This is a genomic window from Bacteroides sedimenti, from assembly GCF_040365225.1.
Lineage (GTDB): Bacteria > Bacteroidota > Bacteroidia > Bacteroidales > Bacteroidaceae > Bacteroides > Bacteroides sedimenti.
This window is the reverse complement of sequence record NZ_AP028055.1, coordinates 845,807-865,739: the sequence shown is the minus strand read 5'-3', so window position 1 is coordinate 865,739 and position 19,933 is coordinate 845,807. Positions and strand designations below refer to the sequence as shown.

Annotated in this window: 15 protein-coding genes and 1 tRNA gene; 8 read left to right on the top strand and 8 right to left on the bottom strand. The window is 38.1% G+C overall.

The window, feature by feature from the left end; all coding sequences use genetic code 11:
- Positions 1-83 precede the first annotated feature (83 nt).
- From ABWU87_RS03410 to ABWU87_RS03390, 5 genes are all read left to right on the top strand, one after another.
- Positions 84-2,090: an OPT family oligopeptide transporter gene (locus ABWU87_RS03410; protein WP_353333293.1), complete on the top strand. Its 2,007-nt coding sequence runs from the start codon at positions 84-86 to the stop codon at positions 2,088-2,090.
- Positions 2,090-2,938, top strand: coding sequence for an alpha/beta hydrolase (locus ABWU87_RS03405; RefSeq protein WP_353333291.1), 849 nt, complete (start codon positions 2,090-2,092; stop codon positions 2,936-2,938). Before ABWU87_RS03410 ends, ABWU87_RS03405 begins: the two co-directional genes overlap by 1 nt.
- Positions 2,939-3,022: 84 nt before the next feature.
- A complete protein-coding gene (locus tag ABWU87_RS03400; protein WP_353333289.1) occupies positions 3,023-6,232 on the top strand; it encodes a glycoside hydrolase family 2 TIM barrel-domain containing protein in 3,210 nt (1,069 codons plus the stop codon).
- A gap of 221 nt (positions 6,233-6,453) precedes the next feature.
- The gene (locus ABWU87_RS03395; RefSeq protein WP_353333287.1) at positions 6,454-6,840 is read left to right on the top strand and encodes a CD225/dispanin family protein; all 387 of its coding nucleotides are present in this window, start codon (positions 6,454-6,456) and stop codon (positions 6,838-6,840) included.
- 68 nt (positions 6,841-6,908) lie between these two features.
- Complete coding sequence (locus tag ABWU87_RS03390) at positions 6,909-7,295, top strand: DUF2752 domain-containing protein (RefSeq protein WP_353333285.1); 387 nt, start codon at positions 6,909-6,911, stop codon at positions 7,293-7,295.
- A gap of 7 nt (positions 7,296-7,302) precedes the next feature.
- Here ABWU87_RS03390 and ABWU87_RS03385 read toward each other — a convergent pair whose 3' ends face one another.
- Entirely contained in the window at positions 7,303-7,785 is a 483-nt protein-coding gene (locus ABWU87_RS03385) for a ferritin (protein WP_353333283.1), read from the bottom strand.
- A gap of 220 nt (positions 7,786-8,005) precedes the next feature.
- Here ABWU87_RS03385 and ABWU87_RS03380 point away from each other — a divergent pair, with 220 nt between their 5' ends.
- Positions 8,006-8,539: a 30S ribosomal protein S16 gene (locus ABWU87_RS03380; protein ID WP_353333281.1), complete on the top strand. Its 534-nt coding sequence runs from the start codon at positions 8,006-8,008 to the stop codon at positions 8,537-8,539.
- A 198-nt stretch (positions 8,540-8,737) separates the two neighbouring features.
- On the opposite strand, the gene ABWU87_RS03375 is transcribed toward ABWU87_RS03380, so the two are convergent.
- The 3 genes from ABWU87_RS03375 to ettA form a co-directional block, all read right to left on the bottom strand.
- Positions 8,738-10,126 (bottom strand): choice-of-anchor J domain-containing protein, encoded by a 1,389-nt coding sequence (locus tag ABWU87_RS03375; RefSeq protein ID WP_353333279.1) that lies wholly within the window; start codon positions 10,124-10,126, stop codon positions 8,738-8,740.
- Between the two features lie 21 nt (positions 10,127-10,147).
- On the bottom strand, positions 10,148-12,814 hold the full coding sequence (locus ABWU87_RS03370) for a TonB-dependent receptor (RefSeq protein WP_353333277.1): 2,667 nt from the start codon (positions 12,812-12,814) through the stop codon (positions 10,148-10,150).
- A 197-nt stretch (positions 12,815-13,011) separates the two neighbouring features.
- Complete coding sequence (gene ettA, locus ABWU87_RS03365; protein WP_353333275.1) at positions 13,012-14,700, bottom strand: energy-dependent translational throttle protein EttA; 1,689 nt, start codon at positions 14,698-14,700, stop codon at positions 13,012-13,014.
- 113 nt (positions 14,701-14,813) lie between these two features.
- Between ettA and ABWU87_RS03360 the strand changes: the two genes are divergently transcribed.
- Positions 14,814-14,886, top strand: a tRNA-Lys gene (locus ABWU87_RS03360).
- 121 nt (positions 14,887-15,007) lie between these two features.
- Here the strand turns inward: ABWU87_RS03360 and ABWU87_RS03355 are convergent.
- Both ABWU87_RS03355 and ABWU87_RS03350 read right to left on the bottom strand, forming a co-directional pair.
- The gene (locus ABWU87_RS03355) at positions 15,008-16,114 is read right to left on the bottom strand and encodes a type II toxin-antitoxin system HipA family toxin (RefSeq protein WP_353333273.1); all 1,107 of its coding nucleotides are present in this window, start codon (positions 16,112-16,114) and stop codon (positions 15,008-15,010) included.
- Positions 16,107-16,442, bottom strand: a complete 336-nt coding sequence (locus ABWU87_RS03350; protein ID WP_353333271.1) for a helix-turn-helix domain-containing protein — start codon at positions 16,440-16,442, stop codon at positions 16,107-16,109. Before ABWU87_RS03350 ends, ABWU87_RS03355 begins: the two co-directional genes overlap by 8 nt.
- 446 nt (positions 16,443-16,888) lie before the next feature.
- Here ABWU87_RS03350 and ABWU87_RS03345 point away from each other — a divergent pair, with 446 nt between their 5' ends.
- On the top strand, positions 16,889-17,221 hold the full coding sequence (locus ABWU87_RS03345) for a zinc ribbon domain-containing protein YjdM (RefSeq protein WP_353333269.1): 333 nt from the start codon (positions 16,889-16,891) through the stop codon (positions 17,219-17,221).
- 512 nt (positions 17,222-17,733) lie between these two features.
- On the opposite strand, the gene ABWU87_RS03340 is transcribed toward ABWU87_RS03345, so the two are convergent.
- Positions 17,734-18,348, bottom strand: coding sequence for a hypothetical protein (locus tag ABWU87_RS03340; RefSeq protein ID WP_353333267.1), 615 nt, complete (start codon positions 18,346-18,348; stop codon positions 17,734-17,736).
- Between the two features lie 12 nt (positions 18,349-18,360).
- Positions 18,361-19,563, bottom strand: coding sequence for an AAA family ATPase (locus ABWU87_RS03335; RefSeq protein ID WP_353333266.1), 1,203 nt, complete (start codon positions 19,561-19,563; stop codon positions 18,361-18,363).
- Positions 19,564-19,933 lie beyond the last annotated feature (370 nt).

Below are 19,933 nucleotides of genomic sequence, written 5' to 3'. Positions count from 1 at the left end.
TGCGCTTTAGTTAAACTCAGAATTGTATATTACCTATATTTTTCGTTCCTTTGAAGTTCAATTATAAAATCAAAAAATTCAATATGAAACACGAAGAAAACGAAAAGTTTACGGGATTACCCGAAAATGCATTCAGAGAGCTTAAATCGGGCGAAGTCTACAATCCGCTGATGTCTCCCGAAAATAAATACAAGGAGGTTACTCCCTGGTCGGTACTCTGGGGTATTGCAATGGCAATTCTGTTCTCTGCAGCAGCTGCATATCTGGGGCTAAAAGTAGGCCAGGTATTCGAAGCTGCTATTCCTATCGCCATCATTGCGGTGGGAGTATCAAGCGCTGCTAAAAGGAAAAACGCATTGGGCGAGAATGTTATTATCCAGTCAATCGGAGCCAGCTCAGGGGTAATTGTTGCCGGTGCCATCTTCACACTTCCGGCACTTTACATTCTACAGGCAAAGTACCCCGATATGTCGGTAACCTTCTTCCAGGTATTTGTCAGCTCTTTGTTGGGAGGTGTTCTTGGTATCCTGTTCTTAATTCCTTTCCGGAAATATTTCGTGCAGGAGATGCACGGTATGTATCCTTTCCCCGAAGCAACCGCTACAACACAGGTGCTTGTATCGGGAGAGAAAGGCGGAAACCAAGCTAAGCCGTTGCTTATAGCAGGTATCGTGGGTGGTTTATATGACTTTATCGTTGCTACCTTTGGATGGTGGAACGAAAACTTCACAACCCGTGTATGCGGATGGGGTGAAATGATTGCCGATAAGGCCAAACTGGTTTTCAAAGTAAATACAGGTGCAGCGGTACTTGGTTTGGGATATATCGTCGGACTTAAATACGCTGCCATTATCTGCATCGGTTCGCTGACAGTATGGTGGATTATCATTCCGGGAATCTCTTTAATCTGGGGAGACAGCCTGCTGAATATGTGGAATCCTGATATTCACACCGTTGTTGGAATGATGAGCCCGGAAGAGATCTTTAAATACTATGCGAAAAGCATTGGTATCGGTGGTATCGCCATGGCTGGTATTATCGGGATTATCAAATCATGGGGAATCATTAAGAGCGCTGTAGGACTGGCTGCCAAGGAAATGAGCGGCAAGGAAAATCCTGAAAAAAGCGTGATTCGCACACAGCGTGACCTACCAATGAAGGTTATTGCAATCGGTTCAATACTTACCATCATATTAGTATTCTTGTTTTTCTTCTTTGATGTGATGCAGGGAAATCTTTTCCATGCTATCGTTGCCATCCTTCTAGTTGCCATTATTACTTTCCTTTTCACCACTGTAGCAGCAAACGCCATTGCCATTGTTGGAACAAACCCTGTTTCGGGTATGACATTGATGACTCTTATTTTGGCATCTGTTGTCATGGTATCGGTAGGTTTGAAAGGCTCAACAGGTATGGTTGCCGCATTGGTAATGGGTGGTGTGGTATGTACCGCTTTATCAATGGCTGGAGGTTTCATCACCGACCTGAAAATTGGTTACTGGCTTGGTACAACTCCCGCTAAACAGGAAACATGGAAGTTCCTGGGAACCATTGTATCGGCAGCAACAGTTGGTGGAGTAATGATTATCCTGAATAAGACATATGGATTTACAAGCGGACAGTTGGCAGCTCCACAGGCAAATGCCATGGCTGCCGTTATCGAACCGTTGATGAACGGTGTTGGCGCTCCATGGGTACTCTATGGAATTGGTGCCATTATCTCAATTGTACTTACCTTTTTCGGAATTCCGGCACTGGCTTTTGCATTGGGTATGTTCATCCCATTGGAACTGAATATTCCATTGGTTGTGGGTGGAGCCATCAACTGGTATGTAACTTCTCGTTCTTCCGACTCGGCCGTTAATGCTGAACGTGGAGAAAAAGGAACTCTTCTTGCTTCCGGATTCATTGCCGGTGGTGCTCTGATGGGAGTTGTCAGCGCTGTAATGCGTTTCGGAGGAATCAATCTGGTTCACGAAGAATGGCTGGCAAACTCATGGTCGCAAGTTGTTTCACTGGTTCTTTATGCTGCACTGATTGTTTATTTCATAAAAGCAACCATGCATAAATCCGATAAACAGAAACTTTAATGAAAAAGGTTCTCCTGACTATTATGGTAGCAGCATCAAGCACTCTCTTCGCTCAAAAACCGATAGAATTACCTCTATGGCCAAAAGGCGCCCCAAACTCTAACGGATTAACGGGGCCAGAGCAAGAGCTTGAAAAGAACAGGATCAGCAATGTCACATCTCCTACTATCACCGTTTATAAAGCTAAAAGGGGGAATGGCAAGGCAGTAATTATGTGTCCTGGTGGAGGTTATTTTCTTTTGGCTACAGATCATGAGGGGCACGATATGGCTCCATGGTTCAATGCGCAAGGTATAACCTATGTTGTATTAAAGTATCGTATGCCCAACGGTCATTGTGAAGTTCCACTATCGGATGCACAGCAGGCTATAACTCTTGTTCGTCAGCATGCAGCTGAATGGGGAGTCGATATTCATAAAGTCGGCATCATGGGAGCATCTGCCGGAGGTCATTTAGCATCAACTCTGGCTACTCATTTTACAGAAGAAACCCGTCCGGACTTCCAGATACTGCTTTATCCGGTTATTACGATGGATAAAGCATATACTCACAATGGTTCGCGCGAAAACTTGATAGGCAAGAACCCCGGCAAAGATAAGGAGTTGTTATTTTCAAATGAATTGCAAGTAACACCTGATACCCCTAAAGCTTTCATTGTACTTTCAAGCGATGACCGGTCGGTTCCGCCACAAAACGGGATTAATTATTATCTCGCTTTATTGAAGAACAACGTATCTGCATCTATGCACATATATCCGATTGGAGGTCATGGATGGGGATTCTGGGATAGCTTTGCATATAAGCGCCAATGGACCGAAGAGCTGGAAAAATGGCTCAGAGAACTATGAAACAGTAATCAAAATAGTAACTCTCTATTCAGCCTTGGTAATTCAAGGCTATAGAGAGTTCTTTTTATTAATTAATAAAGAATTATGAAAAACAAACTAACACTAACATGGATGGCCTTCATTCCGTTGCTTGCTTTTGCGCAGAACAACAGATATGAAATGATCACCAATCCAAACCTGACAAGCATTAATCGGGAAATGCCGCGAAGTACATTTACATCGTACACATCAGAAGAGGCGGCAATTAAAAATGACCGTAAGTCTGACACTTACCGTATTTCACTTAACGGAACATGGAAATTTAATTATGCAGAAAATTTCGATGAGCGTCCTTTAGAATTTATGAAGCCGGAGTTCGATTCCAGCAAATGGAGCGACATCAAAGTGCCCGGCAATTGGGAACGTCAGGGATTCGGAACTCCTATTTATGTAAATACAACCTATGAATTTACCTCTCCCGGATATAAACCTTTTTGGGATGAACCAAATCCTCCTTATGTTCCAAAGGACTGGAACCCTACCGGTACTTATCGCCGTGAGTTCAATTTGCCTTCAGACTGGCAGGGAAAAGAAATCTTCCTGAGTGCGGATGGTACAAAAGGTGCAGCATTCTACTACCTGAATGGTACGTTTCTAGGGATGAATAAAGATTCAAAAACTCCGGCCCGTTTTAAGATAAGCAATCTGGTAAAGCCCGGAAAGAATGTTCTTGCAATTCAGATACACCGTTTCTCGGATGCCACTTATCTGGAGTGTCAGGACATGTGGAGATTGAGCGGAATAGAGAGAGAAATCTATATGTATGCACAGCCTAAAGTACGAATTGCAGATTTCACTGTTCATTCTCCATTGGATAAGAGCTACAAGAATGGTGAATTCAGTATGGATGTACAGATTAACAACGCAAGTGGCGAGAAGAAATCAGTTACTGCATTGTATAGCCTGCTGGATGCCGATGGCAAAACAGTTCTTCAGAATCAGGAAAAAGCAGCGGTTAATGAATCAGCTAAAATCTCTTTCGGGAAAAAGATAATAGAGAATGTAAAATCATGGAATGCAGAAACTCCCAATTTATACACACTTGTTCTTACCCTGAAAGATGAAAACGGCAAACTGCTGGAATCAACCAGTACAAAGGTTGGATTCCGCACAGTTGCCATCATCAACAAGCAATTCACTGTAAATGGCAAACCTGTCCTCGTCAAAGGAGTAAACGTACATGAGCACAACGAAGTAAACGGCCACTACGTTACAGAAGATTTAATGATGAAGGATTTCACGTTGTGGAAGAAATACAACGTAAACACCGTTCGTACCTGCCACTATCCTCAGCAGGAACGTTTTTATGAACTATGCGACCAATATGGTATTTATGTGATAGATGAAGCAAACATTGAATCACACGGCATGGGATACGATTTGAGAAAAGGGGGAACACTGGCAAACAATCCTCTTTTCGAAGCGGCACACCTTTATCGTACAGAGAATATGTATCTTAGAGACAAGAACCATCCTTGTGTAGTTACCTGGTCACTGGGGAACGAAGCAGGAAACGGAATCTGTTTCTACAACACATACAAGTATCTGAAAGCACAAGACTCTTCACGCCCCGTACAATACGAACGTGCCGGATTGGAGTGGAATACTGACATTTATTGTCCTATGTATAGCAGACCTGCCGACATTGAAAGATATGCTAAGAATCCAAACGCTGACCGTCCGTTGATTCTTTGTGAATATGCCCATGCCATGGGAAACAGTCTTGGAAACTTTAAGGAATACTGGGATATAATCAAGAAATACCCCTTGTTACAGGGCGGATGTATTTGGGACTGGGTTGACCAGGGCTTCCTAGAAAAGACAAAAGACGGACGTAAATACTGGACATACGGTGGCGATTATGGTAAAATTGGAACACCTTCCGATGGCGACTTCTGTATCAACGGACTTGTATACCCCGACCGTACTACAAAACCTGCTACCGAAGAGATGCGTAAAGTATATCAGAACATCGATTTTGATACTGACTTCAAAAAAGGAAAGGCAATTATATACAACGGTTTCTTCTTTACTAATCTGAATAAATACGATTTCACTTACACAATAAAAAGAGAAGGAAAGAGTGTATTCACCGAAAAGTTCAATATTGATTGTGAACCCGGAGATTCAGTATCTATCGACCTGAAAAACTTACCAACAACACCAGCAACTACAGGTGATGACAGAATTGAATTCGAAGCAAAAATCAGAACGGCCGAACCACTTCTTCCAGTGGGTTATGTTATAGCCCGCGAACAGAAATGCATCAATCCTTTCAGAAAGCCAGTGGCACCAGTGGTAAAACCAGCTACTGTAAAAGAGACAGGCAGTCAGGTTGTTCTTACGGGTAAAGAGTTCAAAGCAACTTTTGACAAGAAGAACGGAATGCTGATTTCTTATATTTATAAAGGAACAGAATACATCCTTAATGAAAACGGATTGCACCCTAACTTCTGGCGTGCCCCAACCGATAACGATTACGGCGCAGGTCTCCCAAGAAAACTAAAAGCATGGAAAGAGGCAAGTTATCAGGATGTGGTAGCAAAGAACTTCTCTGTAACCAGCAATGATAAAGCAAGTAAGGTATCATGTACTTATGAATTCCCCGGAACCGAATCCACATGGGATATAACTTATACCGTTTATGAAAATGGTACAATCAAGGTAGACAACAAATTTGTTGCAGCCAACGAAAAAACCCCAATGATTCCAAGAGTCGGCCTCCGTATGCAATTACCGGTTTCGTTCGAGAATATGACCTATTACGGACGTGGTCCGAAAGAGAATTACCGCGACCGTCGCACTTCACAATTCCACGGTGAATTTACAACCAATGTAAAAAACAACTACGAAGGTTATATCCGTCCGCAAGAGAATAGCCACCACACAGACATTTACTGGTGTGCATTCACCGACAAGTCAGGCAAAGGTCTTCTCTTAGTTGCCGATAGAACATTTGAAATAAATGCATCTCCTTACACACTCGAAAGCATGGATAGCGGAGAGAGCATCGATAATGACAAACCAATTACTGAAAAGACCAACCATCGTCACCTGACCGATCCGCAGCCTCAGAAACTGATCGATTTGTGCATTGATTACCGAATGATGGGAGTTGGTGGAGACGACAGCTGGGGAGCCTTGCCACATAAAGAATATCTGATATTCCCGGGCAAAGGTCCTATCAGCTATGGATTTACACTTGTTCCCTTTAAGAAAGGAACCGACTACAAAAAGATGATCTTACAGTACTGATCCCTGTTTCAGGAATAATTTTAAAAGCTGTTTCAAAAAGACATGAGTCAAATTTGAAACAGCTTTTTTATTATGTTTCAGATCTAATATAAAGAAGTGAACATTTTACAACTCAACAAATATTTATATTTTTACAGCAATTTGTTTATTTTCAAAAAAGAATCTATATATTTGTATAAATTATAAAATAACAACTAAATTATTAACAAATAAATCTGACTATGGCATTAAACACTTGTCCAGACTGCGGAAGTCAAGTTTCTTCCGAAGCAACAAATTGCCCAAATTGCGGCAAACCTTTTACTCATAATACCGAAGCCCCCAATTTCAGTCAAGAGCCAAGTAATGAGCTTCCTCCCAAAACATGGTTGGTTGAATCAATTCTTGCAACTCTCTTTTGTTGTTTGCCATTTGGTATCGTCGGAATAATTAATGCAGCTAAAGTAGAATCAAATTGGTATGCAGGAAGAAAAGAGATTGCACTGAAAGCATCAAGAGATGCAAAAAAATGGACGATGATTGCATTATATTGCGGAATTGCCGTAGGTGTGTTATATATACTTTACTTTGTTGTACTAGGAGCTGCATTTTACAGCAGTAGTTTGTAATCAAATATTAGAACAGAATTCAGTAAATACTTCCTGTAATTAAATTCTGGCAATTTAAATTTTGATCAATGAATTCAAAAAATAAGAAAATCAGAAAAGTACTTTTAATAGGTATTTTTCTGATTTTCTTATTTATGCTTTATTCATATAACCCACAACATAACATTTTCTTTCCCAAATGCCCCATCTATCAACTTACCGGATGGCAATGCCCCGGATGTGGTTCACAAAGGGCTATTCATTGTTTAATGCATCTTGACTTTATACAGGCTTTCAGATACAATGCAATGATGGTTTTCTCTATTCCTTATGTCGTTTTCGGAATATATATCGAATATTTTAATGGCAAAAGCAGGCATCCTCGAATGCGAAAATTTCTTTTCGGAGAGAAGGCCTGCTATCTGCTTCTTATTATAATTACGATTTTCACCGTTGGGCGAAACCTGATTGGATAAAATCGGATTATTTTCTCTGTCCTAACTGAGCATCAATATAGAATATACCTGTTGTACCTGCAATTCTCAACTTATCTACAATATCTTTAATGGTAGCTTCCTCTTCAACCTGTTCACGAACAAATCCCCATAGAAAATCCTGCGAGGCCTTATCTCTTTCCGCTGCGGCAACATCCACCAGCTTGTCAATCAATTCAGAAATATGCACTTCATGCTTATAAGCACTTTCAAAAACCTCCAGAGGGCTTCCCCACCCTGTCGGAACCACATTTATCATACCTACTACCGGAGTTCCACCTCTTTTTATCATGTAGTCCATCATGGAGTAAGCATGCCCCATTTCTTCGTGAGATTGATGTTTCATCCATGATGCAAAACCATTAAATCCTTCCTTTGCAAAGAACACCGACATTGACAAATAGAGATTCGACGACCACATCTCTGCATTAATTTGCTCATTAATAGCATCTTGTAACTTTTTGCTTATCATATATATAATTTATTAGGTTAATATTTATGGTACAACAAATTAATACCTGTTTTTGTTCTTGGTATTTAAAGCAGGAATTCAGCCATCACCTGTGTTTCAACAAAATAGAAACAAAAAAAAGCAAATTCTTTGCCTATCCAAACAAAAACATTAACTTTGCAGCCGCTGATACGAGATATCGGCATTAATTCAAATCATTAATTAAAAACATTATTAAGAAATGGCAACTAAAATCAGATTGCAAAGACGCGGTCGCAAGAGCTACGCGTTCTATCAGATTGTTATTGCGGACAGCAGAGCACCACGTGATGGTAAATTTATTGAAAAAATCGGTACTTACAACCCTAATACCGATCCTGCAACAATAGATTTGAATTTCGAACGTGCATTAAAATGGGTTCTTACCGGAGCTCAACCAACTGACACAGTTCGTAACATTCTTTCCAGCGAAGGCGTTTATATGAAGAAACACCTCCTTGGCGGTGTTGCTAAAGGCGCATTTGGTGAAGCTGAAGCTGAAGCTAAATTCGAAGCTTGGAAGAACAACAAACAAAACGGTCTTGCTGCATTGAAAGCAAAGAACGAAGAAGCTGCTAAAGCTGAAGCTAAAGCACGCTTAGATGCTGAAAAGAAAGTAAACGAAGCAAAAGCTCAGGCATTAGCAGAAAAGAAAGCTGCTGAACTTGCTGCTGAAGCTGCCGCTGCAGCTCCTGCTGAAGAAGCACCTGCAGAAGAAGCTCCTGCTGCTGAATAATCAGCAAGCTTTTTTCTTAGATAAAGCATTAAAAAATCCCTCAGGAATCTTTTTCCTGAGGGATTTTCATTTTGAAGTAATCCATATCTATTCAACATCTACGTTGAAGGGTGTATTGGTGATTATATTCTTCATATATAAACATAAAAAAAGACCGATAAAGAAAACTATATCGGTCTTTTTCATGTTTAAATACATTTATTTCACTCCAACAAAAACATTATCAATTTGATAAGTTGTAGTTTTTACATTTGGACCAGTACCTAAATATTTAAAGGCTACATTAATAATTTTACCTTCATATTTAGCAAGTGACATCTCACCAGCAGGAGCTATTACACCATAAGTTGTTGTAGGTGTTTGAGGAATAGTAAAGTTAGATGTTACATCTTCCCATGTTGCAGATGATATTTTGTCTTTATTACTCTTGAAATCAGTTGAGATAAGTACCTGAAGACAATCAGCATTATAATAGCCAACATTAACATCAAATGATAATTTCATATTTGGTACAACCTTAACTTTAGGAGCAATAAACCAACCTTCGCAGATACCTGGTGCTTTATTTGCCGTAAATTGAGTATAAGTGTTTCCACTAAAGGTTTTATCTATCCAAGTTAAAGTTCCTTGCAATGTTGCATTCATCCAATCGTCGATCGTTGTTTCTGCATTAACAGTAACAGGTCTTTCAAATGTTTGATTAATGCTTTCATATACTGGAGCCGGATCAACCCAATTCCACTGTTTGCCGTCAAACTTAAAATTATCAGTCTTTTTTGTTACAGACTTTACATCCTTATATATCTTAACATTATCTATCTGATAAGTCGTAGTCTTATGATTAACACCATCTCCTGAGTATTTAAAGGCAACCGAAATGTTCTTTCCAGCATAACTACTCAAATCTAATGTACCAACAGGGCCTAGAGTTCCATAACCTGTTGCCGGAGCTGGTATAGTGAAAGCAGAAGACTTATCTACCCATGTAGCTGTAGCAACATTTATACCATTAAAATTAGTAGAAACCAATATTTGCAAACAGGTCGCATCAAAATTACCAATACAAGCATCAAACGTTAGTTTCATGCCATTGCTAACAAGAACACGTGGAGATATTAGCCATCCCACAGATTCTCCTGGTTCTCCATAAGCACTAAACTGAGAATAAATATTGCCGCTATAGGCTCTGTTTACCCATGTTTTGGATCCTTTAGTTGTAATATTGTACCACCCGTCAATTTCGGTAGGAGCTTTATCAGGAGCAGCATCAGTGAAGTTTTGCATCAAAGATACCTCTTGAGTCATTTCCATATAGTCATATGCCACTGTCGCAATTGAGGCTGAATCTAAAGAATAATATTTAGAAGACAACCAGGAAGGTATAACATCCGAGGCAGGAACAGATTCTGTAAAATAGTTCCCTCCTGTTTGTTTACTTGGATATGTTCCAGCAAAATCAACAGTTATTTTTTTTACAGCAGTAGGTCGGGTAGCCTCATCTAATCCGGGAAAGTCGGGTTCATGATTACAAGAGCTTAACACTAAAGCTGATGTAAAAAGAGTCGTAATAAATAATATTTTCTTCATATTTTTTATTTTATCAATCGATTAGAAATTAATTTTTATAGAAGATGACCAAGTTCTTCCAAAACCATAGAACACTGTTGCATCACTCCATCCGTGTCCACCTGTTTTTGCACCATTGTCTTGTGCATCAGTAATATATTTCTCGTTCAAGATATTCTTAACATTAGCATTCAAGCTTGCATCTAAGTTTCCAATTTTAAAACGATAGTTCATATTAAAGTCAAAAACAAAAGCATCAGGAATTCGCCATGGCTGAGAGAAAGGTTGCACACCACTTGATTTAATATCTGCAACAGAAATATCAAAGTTAGAGAAATTGCGTCCATAATAGTTTCCATCAAGGCCAAAACGCAATCCTTTCATAAATTCATAATTAACTCCCAGAGCAGCAGTTGTCTGTGCAGAGTTTCCTACATGAATTCCTTTTAAATTCAATGTTGATTGTGCGTGGTCAGGGCTACCTGCAGGTACTACTTCAGATTTTTTATTCAATGCTTCACCATTTCTATTATACCAGAAACCTGTTGCATTACTATCCCAGTTCCAATCTCCTAAAGATAACATACCTGTTATTTGAAGTTCGTTAAACGGTTTATATTTAAAATCAAGTTCAGCACCCTGATGTAAGGCATTCACACCATTCATATTAATATAATTACTTGCAGCATCACCACTAACTACGGCTTTCGTCATCGTTTTATCCTTCCACGCTGTACGATACACGTTTACATTTGCAGATAAAACTTTTGATTTATATCCATAACCTACTTCATAAGAAAATACCTTTTCATTTGTTGAGTTAGGATTTAACGCATTGCTTAATGCACTTGATAAAAAGATTCCACCTGAGTAGAAAGGAGTTCTTGAGAAGAAACCAACATTAGCAAAAACGTTATTGTGATCATCTAAGTTATAATTTGCACCACCTTTACCTCCAAATCCTAACTTGTTAACAACTTCAGATTTTTTGTTATCGTAGTAAAAACGATCTTTACGCCAATAAGAATTATTATTAATATTACCTGAAGCAAAAGCCGATAGTTTATCCTTTGAATATTCTAATTGTGCAAAAGCACCTTCTTGTGTTACAAAACCATCATAATCACGATAAACAACATCACCTACTTTCAGTTTTTCATTAACATATCCCAAATCATCTTTTCTCCAGTTTGTAGAAGATGATCGTGCCGGGTCAATGAAAAATGATCCTCCATACAAATCAACTAACTTATTAGTATGAGTACCTTTGTAGTATCGAAGGTCAAGACCAGCCTGTAAAGAAAGAGACTGAGCCAGTTCACAAGTATAAGTAGAAATTGCACCATACCATAAATGGTTATTAATACTTGAAGACATTGCAGCTAAACTTCCATTGTCTGCAGTTGCATTATCCTGCATCAATGTAGCATAGTCAAATGTTCCGTCTATCTTCCTATAAGTTGTATTAGGAATTCCATTTGTTGCTCCATAAAAAGAAGACCGGTTATTACCTTGAGCAGAATATCCCCCACCTTGTCCAATTGACATATAGAGAGAAGTTGATAAACTCGATTTATAGTTTATCTGCCAGTTATGATTTAATGAGATCTGAGGTTTATGGTAGTAATTATAGTTAGAGCCAACTCTCTCCTGGCCGTTTGCATCAAAACCATATGTTGCATTATATCTACGACCAAATTGAGCTTGTTTTGCCCATTCAAGGATTGTTAATTGGTCATATCGTTTATTATGAAACTGTGGAGCTCCAAGAGCTGTTAATGATAAGCTCTGATTATCATTGATTTTCTTTGATATATTTACAAACCAAGAATAAGCAGTAAAGGCGGTACCTTGAATGTATCCGTCGCCCCATGTTTTAGAACCTAGAATAGAAAAAGCCCATCCTTTTTCATTCATGCCTGTAGACATATTAAAACCTATTTTATTATATCCATCGTTGCCGATTCCGTAAAGAACAGAGCCACCTTTTTTAGCATCAGTTGTTCTAGTGATAATATTAATAGATCCACCAACTGAAGGAGAACAGATTTTTGAAGCTCCCAAACCACGTTGAACCTGCATAGAACGGGTAACATCTGATAATCCGGCCCAGTTTGACCAGTATACCCCTCCCCATTCCATATCATTCATTGGAACTCCATTTACCATTACTGCAATATTGGCTGATTCAAAACCACGAAGGTTAATACGCGAATCTCCATAACCTCCACTTTGCTTTGTAGCATATACACCTGGGGTTGATTTTAATATCTCTGGAAACTCCTGTGTACCTAACTTTTCTTCAATAAATACTGGGTCTAAAGTTGAAACGGCAACTGGAGTCTTACGCTGAATAGCAACTGAAGAAGTAATAGTAATGTCGGCTAAAGCTACAGTGTTTGACTGCATTGTGATGGTACCCAAATCAACTTTCCCTTTCTGGGTAAGTTTCATCTTCAGGTCCTTATAGCCTATGTACTTGAAAAGTAAAGTAGGGTTAGCCGACTTTACATTTAAAGTGAAGGAACCGTCCATGCCGGTTACAACCCCTGTCGAGGTTCCTTCAACCATTACCGATGCACCAATTAATTCTTCATTAGTCTCTGCATCTACCACTTTACCTTTAACCACTGATTGAGCGTACGTTGATGCCGCACAAAAGGTTATAAGTAGAGTTGTGAATAGGAAATGAACAAAATGTTTTCTCATAATTCAGAATGTTAATTATTTGATTAAAACTAAATTTTAATAAATTAAAGAACTATGGAACAAATGTAATTAATAAAAATTACATGAATATTACATTCCATTTATTTTTTTTTAGATTTGAAAGGTTTTATTTAACCTAAAGAAAAAAAAAGAGCCCCGCAAAGGTTTGCGAGGCTCTTTTCATACTTATCAAAATATCAATCAGCCATTAATTTTCTGTATCGTACTCTTTTGGGTTCCACATTACCAAGGCGCTTCATCTTGTTCTCTTCGTATTCAGAATAAGAACCTTCAAAGAAGCATACTTCCGAGTCACCTTCGAAAGCAAGGATATGAGTACAGATTCTGTCCAGGAACCAGCGGTCGTGCGAAATTACTACTGCACATCCTGCAAACTCGTCCAGACCCTCTTCCAGTGCACGAAGCGTGTTCACGTCGATATCATTGGTAGGCTCATCCAGCAACAGCACGTTACCTTCTTCTTTCAAGGCCATGGCAAGGTGCAATCGGTTACGTTCACCACCCGACAGCATACCACAAAGCTTTTCCTGGTCGCTTCCTGTAAAGTTGAAACGAGAAAGGTACGCACGCGCATTAATATCACGTCCGCCCATCCGCAGTAACTCATTACCACCCGAGATTACCTGATACACGCTCTTCTTAGGATCAATATCCTTGTGTTGCTGGTCTACGTATGCAATCTTCACGGTCTCTCCCACTTCGAAGTTTCCCTTGTCTACCTTTTCCAATCCCATAATCAGGCGGAAAAGAGTTGTCTTACCGGCACCATTCGGGCCAATCACACCCACAATGCCGTTAGGCGGAAGGTTGAATTCCAGGTTGTCAAACAACAGTTTATCACCGTATGCTTTCGTAACCCCCTTCACTTCAATCACCTTATTACCCAGGCGCGGACCGTTCGGGATAAAGATTTCCAGCTTTTCTTCCTTCTCTTTCTGATCCTCATTCAATAACTTATCGTATGAGTTCAGACGAGCCTTACCCTTCGCCTGACGAGCCTTAGGAGCCAGTCGCACCCATTCCAGTTCTCGTTCCAGCGTTTTTCTGCGTTTGCTGGCAGTCTTCTCCTCCATCTCCATTCGCTTGGTTTTCTGTTCCAACCAAGAAGAGTAGTTTCCTTTCCATGGAATACCCTCACCGCGGTCCAGTTCAAGAATCCATCCGGCCACATGATCCAGGAAGTAACGGTCGTGCGTAATAGCAATTACCGTACCCTCGTACTGTTGCAAGTGCTGTTCCAACCAGTCTATCGATTCTGCGTCGAGGTGGTTGGTAGGCTCATCCAGCAACAAGATGTCCGGTTTCTGAAGCAGCAGGCGGCACAGAGCCACACGTCTGCGTTCCCCTCCCGATAAGTTCTTCACCGATTGGTCTTCCGGCGGACAGCGAAGCGCATCCATTGCACGTTCCAGTTTAGAGTCCAGATTCCATGCATCGGTAGCATCAATTATATCTTGCAGCTCAGCCTGGCGGGCAAACAGAGCGTCCATTTTGTCTTGATCCTCATAATACTCGGGCTCACCAAACTTCAGGTTAATCGCCTCGTATTCGTTCAATGCATCAACAGTACTCTGTACTCCCTCCATTACAATCTCCTTCACGGTTTTTGTATCATCAAGGTAAGGTTCCTGTGCCAGATAGCCCACAGAATAACCCGGTGAAAAGACCACTTCTCCCTGATAAGACTTTTCCAGTCCGGCAATAATCTTCAGCAGAGTCGATTTACCCGATCCATTCAGACCGATGATACCAATCTTTGCTCCATAAAAGAAAGATAGATAGATGTCTTTAAGTACTTGTTTGTTCGGTTGGAAGGCTTTGCTCACCCCCACCATTGAAAAAATAATCTTTTTATCGTCAGCCATATATATAAAGTATAGAGTTGATATTTGACACAAAGATAATAAAAAACCTTCGAATAGTTTGGTGTTTTACAAAATAGTTGTATCTTTGCACCCGCTTACAACAAGTAAGGACTGATTCGCTAGCTCAGCAGGTAGAGCACAACACTTTTAATGTTGGGGTCCTGGGTTCGAGCCCCAGGCGGATCACTTAAAAAAGAGACAACGAATGTTGTCTCTTTTTTATTGGAATCTACTTTTCTTTTAGCCGGCCTGCAAAACCTTTGATCATATCGTAATTATTCTATCTACATTCCTACTCATATTTTCATCATTTAAGCCTGTAGTTTAAGCATTTACGTTCGGAACATATTTGCGATATTTCCAGCACTGACTGTATTGCATTTTGTTTTTGTATACCAACTTCCGAAGCAACAGTTATGATATCAGAAAGCGCAGGTTCTCCTTTGCCGTTTATTGTTGTGGTATGATAACCGTTAAATCCACTGCTTGGCAACAAGTCATATGCGGGTGAAAGCTTCCACGCTCCGTTAACCCATTGAAAAGAGAAGTTTTTAGCATGGTCGTCCCGATTTGAAATAAGAACATTAAAGACCATCAAACGAAACATATCGGCTACCTGCTCCATATCTTTAGTGAGATTTAACGTTAGTTTTAGCAGCAAAGAGTAGTCCAAACTCGGAATTCTATAATTTGCATGTAGCAATCCTGCAGCACTTATTGTATGAATCTTACCTTGAGAAGTTCTATCGAATCGTTTGACTCCAAAATAACGGTCATTAAACAAGCGAGTTTCTGCCATTTGAATTCCGCACTCACCTGCGAGCAGCGAGTAATTGTACTCTATTTCTCCCACATTTACAGGATCGTTTATTGCCTTAAACTTCACAAGCCACTCACAACCATCTATCTTGGCAAATACTTTGGGACGAGCTCCACCCGATGAACCACCATACTTATAGAGCAAGTCTACCGAATCTGTACCCTCCTTACTTTCAAGTATCTTTTCAGCCTCTTTTGCCAAACTATCAAAGTTGAGAAACATATCATCAGTAACAATACTTTTGTCCGGGTGATATTCCAATGCACCACGCCCTATAGAACCTATGAGTGACAGTCGTTCTAAAACATTAAGTTTATAAGGATCTACTCCTTTTTGTTGCAAATAACGGTCAAGCAGAAGATTGCCCCATCCATCCGGCAAACTGTCATCGAACACTCCGAAGTTGCCATTAAACGGATCTCGCTTGGCCATTATCAATCCGGGGTTCAATGGAAGATAGAATGGGGATATTGAAAATCCGGTCTGTATCCAGCCTGCATCATATTCAAAGCCGCATAACCCTTCAGGGGTAAGAGCCATTCGCCCTACACGCCTATCTGACATAAAGACCTCTATTATTGAAATATTATTCATTTATATTTCCTCGTTTTCGTTGTTTCGGCTGCTCTGCTTTAATTATATCATCAATACTTTGATATGTCTTTTTATTGAAAAGAGTTTCAAATTCATCTGTCATATCCAATGCAAAAGCAAGCATCACTAATGAACGTAAGGATATCTCTCCAGACAACTCAAAGCGCCTATAAGAGGCCAAAGAGACCCCTGCTTTTGTGGCAAGCATCTTCTGTGTCCATCCTTTTTCCAACCGTCTCTGCTTAACACGTTCGGCAACACCCCCAATTAATAAATCAGGTGTTCTACCTATAAGTGACAATATATTATCATTTATACTATTTATCATATATATATTGCTATTATATTAGCACTTACAAAGCTAATAAAAGTTTCTCAATTATCAAACCAACAAGACTAGAATAATGATTTTCAATTAAAGCGATGCTTGCATATTAATTATTTTAATTATAAATAAAACACGAACATTATTTATCAATCAATTATGGATTCCTCTGATAAATCATTAAGTTTGCACATTTCGCCAAAAAACCTCTTTTAATCATATAAATTTGGCAAATTGAAAGGAATGTAGTAGTTTTGACCCCCGTAATGCCAATCAGACAAATTTATGTTTTTTTTGTAGTTTAGAAAACAACTTGTAGTCAAAGGCATAAACCCTTCGAGGAATAATCCCAGGCGGATTGCTCGATGGAAGAGACAACAGAGGCTGTCTCTTTTTTTTTTGAAATCCGCTTTTAGTTTTTTAATATATAAATTCAATCAAAAAACAGAATGAACGAAATTCCAAATTGCCCAAACTGTCAGGGTGAAAACACCTATTTTGACGGTTCCCTTTACGTATGTCCCGACTGTTCCCACGAGTTCAACGCAGAAAGCGCTGCGGCGGAAACAACTCCCGATGTACCCCGTGACAGCAACGGGGCCGAACTGATGGATGGCGATTCTGTAACCGTAATCAAAGACCTTAAAGTAAAAGGTTCCTCAATGGTCATTAAAAGAGGAACAAAAGTAAAAAGCATCCGTCTTACCGAAGTACCCGAAGAGGTAGACTGCAAAATAGACGGAAGCAGCATTGTTCTTAAAACCTGCTTCCTGAAGAAATAAGCGGAAACTTACAAAAACATTAAAAACGACCTTCATGGCTTAAGGGCTTGATGGTCGTTTTTAATTTTCTTATATCATGACTCTAGCAATAATTACTAATTACTATTTCATTCTGACTAAAGGTTGTTAATATTTTACGCAAACATCATATTATATCACAGAAAATAACGAGCAAAAAGACATGAAATGCATCTAAGCACAAGTAAAAAGCCGGACTAAATAATAAAAACAAACTTCAAAACAATATTATAATTTAACAAAAACAATAACACAAACTAAAAAAGAAGAAAAACATTTATTTAATGTATATATACTCTTATAAACTTTCAGAATAATAAACAATAATCTCATATTGTTTTGAGTACAAAGTTCTAACTTAAAAATAGGGGGAATAATACGAAATTGAAGTTATTCAAAGAGGGAACTATAGCCTCAATATTAAACTCGAATTGTTTTAAAACAACTAATATCATTAAAGCAATCTCATAAATGATGTTATTGATTAATTAATATTATTTACTGATAAGTTCATATATAGTAGATATGAAGTTTGAATAACTTGGAGAGTATTTCATTCCAACTTCAGAATTAACATATTTATACAAAGCCTGTGCATGCACAGTCTTTTTATACTTTTCTTTCATGATATTTTTTAAAACGCATGACCCATTTTTCCCATCATAATACATTTGCATGCAATCATTTTTTATCAAGCTATTCGATTTAATCCCTTCAACATCCGATATTATCCAATTTTCAAACATTATATCAGAGGGACAAACATAAATTACATTATTTAGATACTCCTCAGTAAAGCTACATTTTTCAGAAATAACTGAAACGATTGTTTTTTTTATTTTTTCAGCAAATCTTTTAAAACTAATTCCATCCTTTTTTTCTCTCTTTTCTAAATCAGGAATTAATATTACTGCTTGAATATTACTATTTAGATTAAAAATAATTTTTGGTGCAACATTTTTTGCATAACCTTCTACACTATAATTTACACCATTCCCTGGTCCATATCTGAATTCAGGATTGTTATAGTATTCCTTACAAAACTTTACTTTAAGTGCACCTTCTTCTGTTGGGCCATCAACATATATCACTATTTTCGACAATTCCATAAATATACTAAATTAAAGTCCTGAAAGATTTCCTGTTACATAATGATAACCACAACCAAATCCTGATTCAGATATTGCCTTTTTTATTGATTCAATATCATCAATCCTTTTACATTTAGTTAAATTGTCTTCAAGATTACATATGATTAATTCTTCTGGATTCATTAAATTAAGAATTGTTTCAGAATGACTTGTTAAAATACAAGCACCATTTTCAAATGTTTCTCGTAAATATTCAATTAAAAGCCTGTGTATTTTTGGGTGTAAATAATTTTCTGGCTCTTCAATAATCATAGTATATTCATCTTGATTAATTACACCAACAAGTAATCCCAATAATTTTATTGTGCCATCAGAAAGACTATTAGAAGAAAATGTATTTTTTTCATTATCAACCAGCACAAAATATCTTTTTAGGCTTAGCTGTGACACTTCAGACTTAATCTTAACACAACAGGGTAGAGATTGCTCCATAATTGAATTAATCTCATCTAATTTACTTGATTTTTTTGAAATAGAGTAAAGTGCATTGGATAAAAATTTACCATTTCCAAGCATTTTATTAGGGTCAACAATATCACATGCTTGTCTGGCTATATTAGGATCAATATTTATAGATTTTATCCTAAATAGGTCCCTTCCAACTAAATGACAAACAAAAGATATTTTAGGCATGATACACCATAAATTATCCTCCGCATCTAGCTCTAACAACAACTTTTTTTGAGGTAATTTAAAATCTCCCAAGAAACTACGATCTAATATTTCATACCTGAGAATACCTTTCTTTTGTGAGACATCAAGTATAGAAATATATTCACTATTATCATTTTTTCTTTTAATAAGCATAAATTCATTAACTAATAATCTCCCATTTCTTTGTAACTTAATATTTATCTCATATATATATTTAATGCGAAATTCTTCTGTCTCATCCTTTTTATTAACTTTAAACAGAGTCTCACCTTCTGCCTTAATAATAAATATTTTCCCATTTTTTAGTTTACCTTTGTTAAAGACAGAATTTGCACCCCCGAACTGATTCAGGACGTCTTTAAGTTCATTATTAGGCATTGATGCTAATATAGACATCGCTTGGCAAACATTTGTTTTACCCACACCATTTGGTCCTATTAGCACATTGATGCCTTTTGTGAACGATACTTCAAAATCAACTAAAGACTTAAAACCATCAATAAATAGTTTAGTTATCATGTTTCAATCATATTAAAAGAATAAAACAACAAATGACCTAACAAACCACTCATAACTCCAATTAATTATTTTGAAATTAACTATAATATTAGCAGTTTATTGACCACAAATATAAGAACATAATTTATAAAATAACTTTTTTTGTTTTTTATTTTCAATAGCATTTTAAAAAGCTTCATGCATATTATTGAATAAGTACAAAGGGAGCGAATTTATTTTGATTTTTTCAGGAATAGGAACAAGTTCTTTTATTTACTATGAGAATAATAAAACTGGTATACAGCCAACTATATATGCCACTGGAAATACGTCGTTCAAGACCTTGATGCGCACGTTTATAATTAAAACAACTAACATATTTACAGATATC

Coding starts and splice junctions, on each gene's coding strand:
- ABWU87_RS03410 (WP_353333293.1), top strand. CDS start 84: ATGAAACACGAAGAAAACGAAAAGTTTACGGGATTACCCGAAAATGCA.
- ABWU87_RS03405 (WP_353333291.1), top strand. CDS start 2,090: ATGAAAAAGGTTCTCCTGACTATTATGGTAGCAGCATCAAGCACTCTC.
- ABWU87_RS03400 (WP_353333289.1), top strand. CDS start 3,023: ATGAAAAACAAACTAACACTAACATGGATGGCCTTCATTCCGTTGCTT.
- ABWU87_RS03395 (WP_353333287.1), top strand. CDS start 6,454: ATGGCATTAAACACTTGTCCAGACTGCGGAAGTCAAGTTTCTTCCGAA.
- ABWU87_RS03390 (WP_353333285.1), top strand. CDS start 6,909: ATGAATTCAAAAAATAAGAAAATCAGAAAAGTACTTTTAATAGGTATT.
- ABWU87_RS03385 (WP_353333283.1), bottom strand. CDS start 7,785: ATGATAAGCAAAAAGTTACAAGATGCTATTAATGAGCAAATTAATGCA.
- ABWU87_RS03380 (WP_353333281.1), top strand. CDS start 8,006: ATGGCAACTAAAATCAGATTGCAAAGACGCGGTCGCAAGAGCTACGCG.
- ABWU87_RS03375 (WP_353333279.1), bottom strand. CDS start 10,126: ATGAAGAAAATATTATTTATTACGACTCTTTTTACATCAGCTTTAGTG.
- ABWU87_RS03370 (WP_353333277.1), bottom strand. CDS start 12,814: ATGAGAAAACATTTTGTTCATTTCCTATTCACAACTCTACTTATAACC.
- ettA (WP_353333275.1), bottom strand. CDS start 14,700: ATGGCTGACGATAAAAAGATTATTTTTTCAATGGTGGGGGTGAGCAAA.
- ABWU87_RS03355 (WP_353333273.1), bottom strand. CDS start 16,114: ATGAATAATATTTCAATAATAGAGGTCTTTATGTCAGATAGGCGTGTA.
- ABWU87_RS03350 (WP_353333271.1), bottom strand. CDS start 16,442: ATGATAAATAGTATAAATGATAATATATTGTCACTTATAGGTAGAACA.
- ABWU87_RS03345 (WP_353333269.1), top strand. CDS start 16,889: ATGAACGAAATTCCAAATTGCCCAAACTGTCAGGGTGAAAACACCTAT.
- ABWU87_RS03340 (WP_353333267.1), bottom strand. CDS start 18,348: ATGGAATTGTCGAAAATAGTGATATATGTTGATGGCCCAACAGAAGAA.
- ABWU87_RS03335 (WP_353333266.1), bottom strand. CDS start 19,563: ATGATAACTAAACTATTTATTGATGGTTTTAAGTCTTTAGTTGATTTT.